The 9,861-nt window shown below is 64.8% G+C and carries 9 protein-coding genes; 3 read left to right on the forward strand and 6 right to left on the reverse strand.

Going from position 1 to position 9,861, the window contains the following annotated elements; genetic code table 11:
• Window positions 1–4: 4 nt before the first annotated feature.
• The 4 genes from EN853_RS26390 to EN853_RS26405 all read right to left on the reverse strand — a co-directional run bounded on the left by EN853_RS26390 (window position 5) and on the right by EN853_RS26405 (window position 5,511).
• On the reverse strand, window positions 5–2,194 hold the full coding sequence (locus EN853_RS26390; protein ID WP_127858351.1) for an anthranilate synthase: 2,190 nt from the start codon (window positions 2,192–2,194) through the stop codon (window positions 5–7).
• Window positions 2,195–2,482: 288 nt separating this feature from the next.
• Window positions 2,483–3,538: a succinylglutamate desuccinylase/aspartoacylase family protein gene (locus tag EN853_RS26395; protein WP_127858352.1), complete on the reverse strand. Its 1,056-nt coding sequence runs from the start codon at window positions 3,536–3,538 to the stop codon at window positions 2,483–2,485.
• Window positions 3,539–3,676: 138 nt separating this feature from the next.
• Entirely contained in the window at window positions 3,677–5,053 is a 1,377-nt protein-coding gene (locus EN853_RS26400) for an FAD-containing oxidoreductase (protein WP_127858353.1), read from the reverse strand.
• Window positions 5,050–5,511: a DUF4126 domain-containing protein gene (locus EN853_RS26405; protein WP_127858354.1), complete on the reverse strand. Its 462-nt coding sequence runs from the start codon at window positions 5,509–5,511 to the stop codon at window positions 5,050–5,052. Before EN853_RS26405 ends, EN853_RS26400 begins: the two co-directional genes overlap by 4 nt.
• Window positions 5,512–5,637: 126 nt before the next feature.
• Here EN853_RS26405 and EN853_RS26410 point away from each other — a divergent pair, with 126 nt between their 5' ends.
• Window positions 5,638–6,195, forward strand: a complete 558-nt coding sequence (locus tag EN853_RS26410) for a sugar O-acetyltransferase (protein WP_127858355.1) — start codon at window positions 5,638–5,640, stop codon at window positions 6,193–6,195.
• Here EN853_RS26410 and EN853_RS26415 read toward each other — a convergent pair.
• Window positions 6,182–7,156 (reverse strand): helix-turn-helix domain-containing protein, encoded by a 975-nt coding sequence (locus EN853_RS26415; RefSeq protein WP_127858356.1) that lies wholly within the window; start codon window positions 7,154–7,156, stop codon window positions 6,182–6,184. The two genes, EN853_RS26410 and EN853_RS26415, sit on opposite strands and share 14 nt — an antisense overlap.
• Window positions 7,157–7,283: 127 nt before the next feature.
• Here EN853_RS26415 and EN853_RS26420 point away from each other — a divergent pair, with 127 nt between their 5' ends.
• Window positions 7,284–7,925, forward strand: coding sequence for a cysteine hydrolase family protein (locus EN853_RS26420; RefSeq protein ID WP_127858357.1), 642 nt, complete (start codon window positions 7,284–7,286; stop codon window positions 7,923–7,925).
• A gap of 392 nt (window positions 7,926–8,317) precedes the next feature.
• Window positions 8,318–9,640 carry a hypothetical protein gene (locus EN853_RS26425; RefSeq protein ID WP_127858358.1) on the forward strand — a complete coding sequence of 441 codons (1,323 nt, stop codon included), beginning with the start codon at window positions 8,318–8,320 and terminating at the stop codon, window positions 9,638–9,640.
• Between the two features lie 66 nt (window positions 9,641–9,706).
• On the opposite strand, the gene EN853_RS26430 is transcribed toward EN853_RS26425, so the two are convergent.
• Window positions 9,707–9,861: formate--tetrahydrofolate ligase (locus EN853_RS26430; protein WP_127300675.1), on the reverse strand; the 155-nt coding region annotated here is incomplete at its 5' end.

Here is a 9,861-nt window from a genome sequence, read left to right on the forward strand (position 1 = left end):
CGCCCTAGGCGGCCTTTTCCTTGGCCTTGCGAGGCAGATGCGCGACGATGTTCTCGATGATGCGCATGCCGGCATTGTGGCCGAGCGTCATGATCGATTCCGGGTGGAACTGCACCGCGGCGATCGGTTCCTTGCGATGCTCGAAGGCCATGATGACGCCGTCCTCGGTCTCGGCGGTGACCACGAATCCATCGGGCAGGCGTACCGGATCGGCGAAGATCGAGTGATAACGGCCAACGGTCACTTCCTTGGGCAGGCCCGAGAAGATGATGCCGGGCTTGGAGACGCGGATGCGCGACGGCTTGCCGTGCATCGGGATGTGCAACTGCCTCAGTTCGCCGCCATAGGCTTCGGCGAGCGCCTGCAGGCCAAGACAGACGCCGAAGATCGGCAGGTCGCGAGCGCGCGCCCTTTTGATGGTGGCCGCGCAATCGAAATCCTTTGGCGTGCCCGGGCCGGGCGAGAGCACGACGAGATCGGGCTTCAACCGCTCAAAAACCTCCTCCGGCACCGGCGTGCGCACGGTGGAAACATTGGCGCCGGTCTGGCGGAAGTAATTGGCCAGCGTGTGGACGAAGGAGTCCTCGTGGTCGACGAGCAGGATGTTGACGCCGTCGCCGACGCGCGCGGTGGCGCGTTCGGCGCCGGCGGCGTTGCCGGCCTTGGCGTCGCGGATGGCGGAGAGCATGGCTGATGCCTTCAATTCGGTTTCGGCTTCTTCTTCCTCGGGAACGCTGTCGAAGAGCAGCGTGGCGCCGGCGCGCACTTCGGCGATGCCGTCCTTGATGCGGATGGTGCGCAGCGTCAGCCCGGTGTTCATGTCGCCGTTGAAGTTGACCATGCCGATGGCGCCGCCATACCAGGCGCGCGGGCTCTTCTCGTTCTGCTCGATGAAGCGCATGGCCCACAGCTTCGGCGCGCCGGTGACGGTGACCGCCCAGGCATGCGACAGGAAGGCGTCGAAGGCGTCCATACCTTCGCGCAGCCGCCCTTCGATGTGGTCGACGGTGTGGATGAGGCGCGAATACATCTCGATCTGACGGCGGCCGATGACGCGCACCGAGCCCGGCTCGCAGACGCGCGACTTGTCGTTGCGGTCGACATCCGAGCACATGGTGAGCTCGGATTCGTCCTTCTTGGAGTTGAGCAGCTTGAGGATCTGCTCGCTGTCGGAGATGGCGTCGTCGCCGCGCTTGATGGTGCCGGAGATCGGGCAGGTCTCGACCCGCCGGCCATTGACGCGCACGAACATTTCCGGCGAGGCGCCGATCAGATATTCGTTTTCGCCGAGATTGATGAAGAAGGAGTAGGGGGACGGGTTGATCGACTTCAGCTTGCGGGAAATGTCGGAAGGCTGGGTCTCGCAGCGCTCGTAGAACATCTGGCCGGGCACGACCTCGAACAGGTCGCCGCGCTTGAAGCTTTCCATCGCCCGGCGAACCAGGTTCGCGTATTCGCCCGGCTCATGGTCGCCGCGCGGCGGAATGCGGTCGGCGGTCTTGAACGGCTCGGCATGGGCGTCGCGCGCCAGGCCTTCGGTGGAAAAACCGTCGCCGGAATAGTCGTAGCGGTCGGTCCAGGCCTTGGTCGAATAGTGGTCGACGACCAGGATCTCGTCGGGCAGGAACAGCACGAGATCGCGCTGGCTTTCCTTGCGCTCGAGCTTGTAGTCGACCGGGTCGAACTGGAAGGCGAGGTCGTAGCCGAAGGCGCCGTAGAGGCCGAGATTGGCGTCCTCGGCGGTCTTGAACAACGCGGTGATGGCGCGCAGCACGGTGAAGACGGAGGGAACGCGGCTGCGCTCCTCCTCGGTGAAGACGCGGCCGGGCTTGGCAACCTCGAGGCGGATGAGCTTTTTCGAGGTCTCGGCGATCGTCACCTCGCTGAGTTCGCCAAGCGCCTTGCCGATCACCGGCAAGAGCACCTCGCCGCGGCTGTTCAGCGCCTCGATGCGCATGGCGCGGCCGCGCGCCGAGATCACCAGCGGTGGATCGATGATGGCCGTGTCCCAGCGCGTGTAGCGGCCCGGATACTCGTAGTTCGAGGAAAACACCGCGCCGCGGCGCGAATTCAGCCCATCGACGTAGGCGTCGATGGCGCCTTCATAGGGCTGGTCATGGCGTTCGCGGGTGATCGTCACCCCGCCCGCGGTGACGAAGCGCTCGGCCCCGTTGTCCAGAACTTTAGTCGTCATTGCCGTCTCCATCAGCGTTTTGGGCAACGGACCCGGGAATGGCTTGAAAAAACAAATGGCCGCCCGGACATTCCGTTGCGGCCACCCTCTCTTTACGCACGCGCGTTCGAACCGGCCGCTGTCAGCGAGCCCACCACCAAACGGTCTTGTTCGAACGCATGTTCATGGCGACTCCCATAGCGGCGAATGGGCGGTCGCGCAACTGGATTTCATGCGGATGGTGAAAGGCGCAAGCCTTTGCCTGGTGCATGTTGCCCAAAACCGCTGAGCACTCTTGGGCGACATGCATCAGTCCTCCAGCGTGCCCGAGCGCGCATCGTCGCTCCTCTTGTCGCCGGCGAGCTTCAGCAGGTCTTCACCGGCGCGGATGATGCGGCGCGAACGGCGGGTCAGGATGAAGCCCGACTGCGGCGCGAAGACCTCGGTGCGGCCGCCCGGCTCGCCGGGCGCATGGATGATCGTGGCGAGCCTGTCGCCCTTGGCGACGCGATCGCCGGGCCTGACGTCGTAAAGGATCGCCCCGGCCCTGGGCGAGGGCATCATGTCGATGTTTTCCAGCGGCACGACGGCGCCGGTAAAGTTGCCGGCTTTCTGAATTGACGGATCCTCGATGACGCCGCGCGTCACCAGCAGACGATGGAGGCCCACGGCATCGGAAGCGGCAAGCGCGCCATCGACATCGAGCATGCCGCGATATTCGACCGTGGTGACGACGCGCCGGTCGAAGCGCGCAACGCTCGGCGGCACATTCTGATAGGGCATGATCGAGGCGCCCTCGAAGGTGCCGCTCATGTCCTCGCTCCACAGCACAACGGCATCGGCGCCCATGGCGGCCGCGCAGTCGGCCATCGCCGGCCACAGGCTGGTGTGGATATAGAGGTAGGCGAGACCTTCGTCGTCGCAGTGGAGGTCGAGCACGATGTCGTTGCCGAGCGAGAGCTCGACGAGCCGGTTCTTCAGCCGGCGGTCGGCGCCGCCGAGGCTGACGTCCGGCAAAAGCTTGACGTCTGGCGCTGCAAGCAGCGGAAAGGCACGGTTGAAATTGGTGCGGGTACCGAGGTTGAAGCGACCCTGATGCTCGCCGAAATGATACTGGGCGCGACCGATCGGATTGGCCCACGGCACGATGGTGATGTCGCCCTTGATGCGGCCTTCCGCTTCCGCCTTGGCCAGCGTCGGCATCAGCGCGTCGATGGCGACGACGCCCGGCAACTCCCCGGCATGAAGGGCCGCTTGCAGGTAGGCGGTCGGAGCCGCTTTGTCCGTGCCCTCGAAGCGAAAGACCGGGAATTCGTAAGTGGTGCCTTCGGCGTCGCCAGCAATACATTCGAGGGTTTTCTGCATGGGTGCCTCCGATGGAGAGGCAGACATGCATGTTTGCGGTTCGGCTGTCGAGTGGTCCAGCCCGGTTGGCTGTCGGCGTAAGGCTACTGTCCGGCCGGCCGCGCCTGCGGCACGGCGGTCAAGCGCCTGCGAACTGCTTCAGACCAGCGGTTTCAGCTCCTGGGCGATGGTTGGCAGAAGCTCCGAGACGTTGGGGTGGATGTGCATGGCGCGCGCCAGCGTCGAGATCGGTGCCTTGGCATACATGAGGTCGAGCACGCAGTGGATCGCCTCGTCGCCGCCCGGCCCAAGCACAGCGCAGCCAAGGATCTCGCCGGTGTCGGCATCGGCCAGGATCTTCATGAAGCCCTGCGTCTCGCCCTTCTCGACGGCGCGGCCAACGCGCGTCATCGGCCGCTGGCCGACCAGCGCCCGGCGACCGGATTTCCTCACCGCCGCCTCTGTCATGCCACAGCGGCCGAGCGGCGGATCGATGTAGAGCGCATAGGCCTCGATGCGGTCGCTCACCTTGCGCGGATCGTTGTCGAGCAGATTGGCGGCGACGATCTCGTAGTCATTGTAGGAGGTGTGGGTGAAGGCGCCCTTGCCGTTGCAGTCGCCCATCGCCCAGATGCCGGGAACGCTGGTGCGCAGCTGGTCGTCGACGACGATGAAGCCGCGCTTGTCGACCTCGACGCCGGCTTTGTCGAGGCCAAGATCGTCGGTGTTGGGCACCCGGCCAAGCGCCAGCAGCACATGCGAGCCGACGGCCGGCGGCTTGCCGCCCGAGAAGGTCACGGCGATCTCGTTGCCCTTCCTGGCGAAGCCGATGTCGGCGGCGCCGAGATGGACGGTGATTCCTTCGTTTTCCAGGATCGACAGGATGGCGGCCGAGGTTTCCTCGTCCTCGCGGCCCGCCAGCCGCGGAGCCTTCTCGATCACTGTGACCTCGGAGCCGAAGCGGCGGAACATCTGCGCGAATTCGAGCGAGATGTAGCTGCCGCCGACGACGACGAGATGGCCGGGCAGCACATCGAGATCCATCATCGAGGAATTGGTGAGGTAGGGTATATCGTCGACACCGGGCAGGTTGGGCACCGAGGCGCGGCCGCCGGTGTTGAGGAAGATCTTCGGTGCGGTCAGCAGATCGTCGCCGACGCGCACGATGTTGGCGGACTCGAAACGGGCATGGCCGCGGTAGAGCGTGCACTTCTCCATGCCGGCGATCCAGGTCTCGAGCCCCGTGCGGGAGGCGCCCGACACCTTGTCCTTGCGCGCCTTGATCGCCTTGTAGTCGACGCCGACCGCACCGGAAAGCGTCACGCCATAGTCGGCGGCGCGGCGGGCGAGGTGGGCGGCATAGGCGCTCGCCACCATCGTCTTGGTCGGGATGCAGCCCGTGTTGACGCAGGTGCCGCCGACCAGCTTGCGCTCGATCAGCGCCACGCTCATGCCGGCCGCGTTCAGCCGGCCGGCAAGCGGCGTGCCGGCCTGGCCGGCACCGATGACGATGGCGTCGAAGCTCTTGGCCGTCATGCGACGGCCGCCACGATCAGCAGGCCGCCGACAATGGCAACGGCGTCCTCGATGAAGGCGGCGGGCGGATCCTTGCCGAAGGCGGCGGCCAGCCGGCCGCGCGCCTCGGCGCCGCCCAGCGTGCCGATCACCGCGCCGATCGCGCCGGCGATCAGGCCGCCGATGGTGGCGCCGCCGGTCGCGCCGATGACCGCGCCGGTGAAGGCCCCCATGATGATGCGGACGCCGAACTGCTGCGGCACCTTGCGGCTTGGCGTCGACGGCAACTGGTCGGTGACGAGCTCGACGATCGCCAGGATCGTGAAGACGCCAACGGCGGCCCAATGGCCCATGAAGCTCGCCCACGTGCCGGTGACCGGCAGCCAGCCGAGATAACAACCCCAGGCGACGGCGGCCGGCGCGGTCATGGCGCGGAGGCCGGCAATGACACCGATCAGCAATGCAAGCAGGTAAAGCATGATCGACCCCCTCAAAATCAGGACCTCGCAGGGCCCAGCATGGTAGGCTAGCATAGACCGGGCGTTTGGCCATCGGCTTTCGCCAAGGCGCGGACTTTGGCAGCAGGCAGCCTCGGAGGAGCGGCCATGACGACAAGCGAGCGCATGAAGATGGTGACGGGTGAATGGTACACCTGCATCGACCCGGAGCTGGAAGAGCTGCGCGTTGCCGCCCGCGATGCCGCTTTCGAGCACAACAGCCTGCCGCCCCGGCAGCGCGGCGACATTGGCCCGGCGTTGCGGGCGCTGCTCGGCGGCGCGGGCGAGGGCGCGCGCATCGAGGCGCCTTTCCATTGTGCCTATGGCTTCAACCTGTTCCTCGGCGAAGGCGCCTTCCTCAATGCCGGCTGCACCATCCTCGATACCGCGCCGGTGCACATCGGCAAGGGAACGCAGCTTGGCCCCAATGTGCAGATCTATTGCGCCGAGCATCACTGGGAAGCTGCCGGACGGCAAGCCGGACTGGAGATCGCGAAACCGGTCACGATCGGCGACAATGCCTGGATCGGCGGCAGCGCGGTGATCCTTGCCGGCGTCAGCATTGGCGAGGGCGCCATCGTCGGCGCCGGAGCGGTTGTGACACGCGACGTGGCCGCGAACGCCACGGCGGTCGGCAATCCGGCGCGGGCGCTCACGCGGCGTTGAGCGTGGCCTGAGTGCCCCTTGAGAATTCACGCCTGTATTGCATCGGCGAGGTCCTGAGCCGAGCGGCGAAATGCTGGCGCAGCGAGGTGGCGCTGCCGAAACCAGCCTCGAAGGCCACCAAGTCCATCGACTTGTCCGTCTGTTCCAGCAGTCGCTGCGCCAGCGCCACGCGCTGGTCGGCCAGCCAGTCGCCGAAGCTGGTGCCCATCATCTTCTGGAAACGGCGCGTGAAGGTGCGGCGGGTGAGGCCCGCTGCTTCGGCGACGCTGTCCAGGCCGTGCGTTTCGCCGAGCTTTGCCCGCACCTCATCGAGGGCCTTCGCGAACCGGTCGGTGGTCGGCGTCGGCGCGAGCGGGCGCTCTATGAACTGCGCCTGTCCGCCTTGCCGGTGAGGCGAGAGCACGACGTGGCGGGCAAGCCGAAGTGCTGCCTCGGCGCCGTAGCGGGCCCGCACGATGTGCAGGCAGCAGTCGAGGCCTGCGGCGACGCCGGCGGAGGTGACGATGTCGCCGTCATCGACATAGAGCACGTCGGCATCGACGGCGATGTCGGGATGAAGCGCCTGCAGCTGATCGGTATAGGCCCAATGCGTGGTCGCCTTGCGCCCCGCAAGCAGTCCGGCGGCGGCGATGGGGCCGAGGCACAGGCCGACGATCAGCGCGCCGCGCTCGTGCGCCCGTTCGAGCGCATCCTTGAGCGGCGCGGCCAGGGGGGCCTCAAGATCCTTCCAGCTTGGGATGATGACGATGTCGGCCGCGTCAAGCGCCGAAAGATCATGCGGGACCGAAATGCTCAGCCCGGCATCGGTATGAATAGGCCCTTGCTCGGCCGCGCAGACGCGGAAGTCGAAGCGCGGCAGGCCAAGCTTGGTGCGGTCCGCGCCGAAAACCAGGCATGGCACCGAAAGATGGAAGGGGCTGATGCCGTCGAAAGCGACGGCGGCAATGACCGGATTGCGCATGGCAGACACCATTGGGAATTAGGCAGGAGTGTCCCAATTCTTTCGAATAATGTCAATCGGGACACTTTCTGTGTGCGGGCGTTCGCCCTAGCTTTGCCTGCATCAACCCGGTCGAAAGGAAACCGCCATGTCAGCACAAGCCACCCAGCCGCGCCGCGCGCTCGTCGTCGTCGATGTCCAGAATGACTATAACGGCGGCAATCTCGCCATCCAGCATCCGCCCTTCGCCGACAGCGTCGCCAATGTGGCGCGCGCCATGGATGCTGCGGCTGCGGCCGGCATCAAGATCGTCGTCGTCAGGCAGATGGCACCCGAAACTTCGCCGATCTTCGCCAAGGGCAGTCACGGCGGTGAATTGCATCCCGAGATCGCCCGGCGCGCCCGCGATCATTATGTCGAGAAGAAGCTGCCCTCCGCATTCATCGGCACCGACCTCGAAGACTGGCTGCGCGCCAACCGTATCGATACGATCGCGGTCGTCGGCTACATGACGCATAATTGCGATCTCTCGACCATCATCCACGCGGTGCATATGGGATTTGCCGTCGAGTTCCTTTCGGATGCCAGCGGCTCGGTGCCCTATGCCAACAGTGCCGGCTATGCGTCGGCCGAGGACATCCATCGCGTGGTGAGCGTCGTGCTGCAGTCGCGGTTCGCCGCCGTGCTGAAGACCGCCGAATGGATCGAGTGCTTGAAGACCGGCACCCTGCCGGAGCGCGACACCATCTATGCGTCGAACCAGCGGGCGCTGAAGCGCAACGCCGCCTAGATTTGGGCCGCTTCGAGACAAGAAAGGCGCCGCAACAATGCGGCGCTTTTGCTTTGGAGCCAAATAACGAGATTGGCGTGACGCGTTTCACAGAAGTCATCCCAGAATTTCTGGAAAGTCATACGGCATTTGGCTGAGCGCGGTTGGCTGGGGGCTCGAGTGAAAGCGCGCATTGCACGAACCGTGGTTGTCCTGACGCTTGCTGTCGGCGCAGCGCTGTTGCCTTGGCCCGCCTTCGCGCAAGTTCCACCGCACGCGCCGGGCACGATCTGCTTCACCCAATTCTTCTGGTGCTGGGCGCAGCCACCCGGGCCGCCCGGATATCCATGCGGATGCCCGTCGCAATACGGCTTTGTCCAGGGTTATCTGGGGTAGTCGTCCGAGAGGCCGCCATGACGACGCCCAAGGATCCTCTTGTTTCCGGTCTGCTCGCGGACGCGAAGCTGGTCGCCAGCTACGGCCGCTACGGCGTGTTCAAGGACAGCTCCCTGTTCGCGGCCATTGGCGATGCCGAAAAGCTCGATGACGCCACCGCCAGCCAACCTGCCGTGGTCAATCTTCAGACGGTACTCAACGATTGTTCCGCCACCGTGCCGTTCTCCACCCTGGCGGCCTTGCGGTCGGGTTGGTTGCCCGGCGATATGTCGCGCCGGACCGCCTTCGCGACATATCTCCTCGTTGCGCTGTCGGTGACGATGATGATCGTCATCGGCAAGCTGACCTACGTCTACAACAGGGGCGTTTCGATCAATGTCGAACTGCAGGAGATTGACAACAACGATTTCAGCGCCCGCTTCGGCCAATCGATCAGGCAGGTCTGGGCAACGAAGAAGCAGCTAGGCTCGGCCATCGACCAGCAGGGTTCGACGACGACGACCGACCTGACGCTGCTGAAAGATGCGTATTACAATTCCGTCGACAACCTGCATTCGCTCGATCAGCGTTTTTCCTCGCTGCTGGTGAGGGCGCAAGGGTTCATGACGCAGGAGGCGCCATTTCCGATCTGGGGAATGCAATGGGCCTACTGCAAGCTTTCCGCCTCGACCACCAAAGCGGGCGCCCCGCCGGATTTCTCAAACCCGAGGCAGATGGCCATAAACCAGTTCTGCAGCCAGGAGGTGGCCCCGGCCGAGCAACAAGGCGGGGCTGAGAGCAGTCGGCCGCTGCTCAAACAGTCGGATTTCGACTGCAAGATCAAAAACAATGGCCAAGACAACACCGAGGTCGTCAGCGCTACCGACATGACGACTAAGGTTGACGACGTAAGCGTCGATTTCGATGAAGCGACGCGCAGCCTGCAATGCGAAGGCGTCATCACCATCACGCCGAATTCGATTTCGACGCTGACACTGCAGGCCAAGACCCTCAGCGAGGTCCTCAGCCCCTATGCGTTGTGGATCCTGCCCGCGCTCTATGGCGCACTTGGCGGGATCATGTTCCACATGCGGATGATCCTCAATCCGCTCTTGCCCAATCCGACGCTGGCGCGGCTTATCCATCGTATTGCGCTTGGCGCGCTGGCCGGCATGATCCTGGCATGGTTCATGGCGCCGGGAACCAAGCTCGGCGGCGAGGTCACCGGAATAGGTTTCAGCCTGTTCACCTTCGCCTTCCTGTTCGGCTTCAGCCTCGACATCTTCTTCACCATCCTCGACCAGTTCGTCACCATGTCGGTCGCCGGCATCAAGAAATTCGGCTCATCCGCTGTGTCGTAGAACCTGGCCAAGCAAAAGGGCGCCGCGATGAGCCGGCGCCCTTGGTCATTTCAGCTCGAGCGATGGTTAGAACAGACCCTCGATCTGGCCAGCCTCGTTGAGGAAGATCTTTTCCGAGGACGGCGCCTTGGGCAGGCCGGGCATGGTCATGATCTCGCCGCAGATGATGACGACGAAACCGGCGCCGGCCGAGAGCCTGACCTCGCGCACCGGCACGGTGT

The sequence above is a fragment of the Mesorhizobium sp. M1C.F.Ca.ET.210.01.1.1 genome, from assembly GCF_004791585.1.
Lineage (GTDB): Bacteria > Pseudomonadota > Alphaproteobacteria > Rhizobiales > Rhizobiaceae > Mesorhizobium.

Coding starts and splice junctions, on each gene's coding strand:
- EN853_RS26390 (WP_127858351.1), bottom strand. CDS start 2,194: ATGACGACTAAAGTTCTGGACAACGGGGCCGAGCGCTTCGTCACCGCG.
- EN853_RS26395 (WP_127858352.1), bottom strand. CDS start 3,538: ATGCAGAAAACCCTCGAATGTATTGCTGGCGACGCCGAAGGCACCACT.
- EN853_RS26400 (WP_127858353.1), bottom strand. CDS start 5,053: ATGACGGCCAAGAGCTTCGACGCCATCGTCATCGGTGCCGGCCAGGCC.
- EN853_RS26405 (WP_127858354.1), bottom strand. CDS start 5,511: ATGCTTTACCTGCTTGCATTGCTGATCGGTGTCATTGCCGGCCTCCGC.
- EN853_RS26410 (WP_127858355.1), top strand. CDS start 5,638: ATGACGACAAGCGAGCGCATGAAGATGGTGACGGGTGAATGGTACACC.
- EN853_RS26415 (WP_127858356.1), bottom strand. CDS start 7,156: ATGCGCAATCCGGTCATTGCCGCCGTCGCTTTCGACGGCATCAGCCCC.
- EN853_RS26420 (WP_127858357.1), top strand. CDS start 7,284: ATGTCAGCACAAGCCACCCAGCCGCGCCGCGCGCTCGTCGTCGTCGAT.
- EN853_RS26425 (WP_127858358.1), top strand. CDS start 8,318: ATGACGACGCCCAAGGATCCTCTTGTTTCCGGTCTGCTCGCGGACGCG.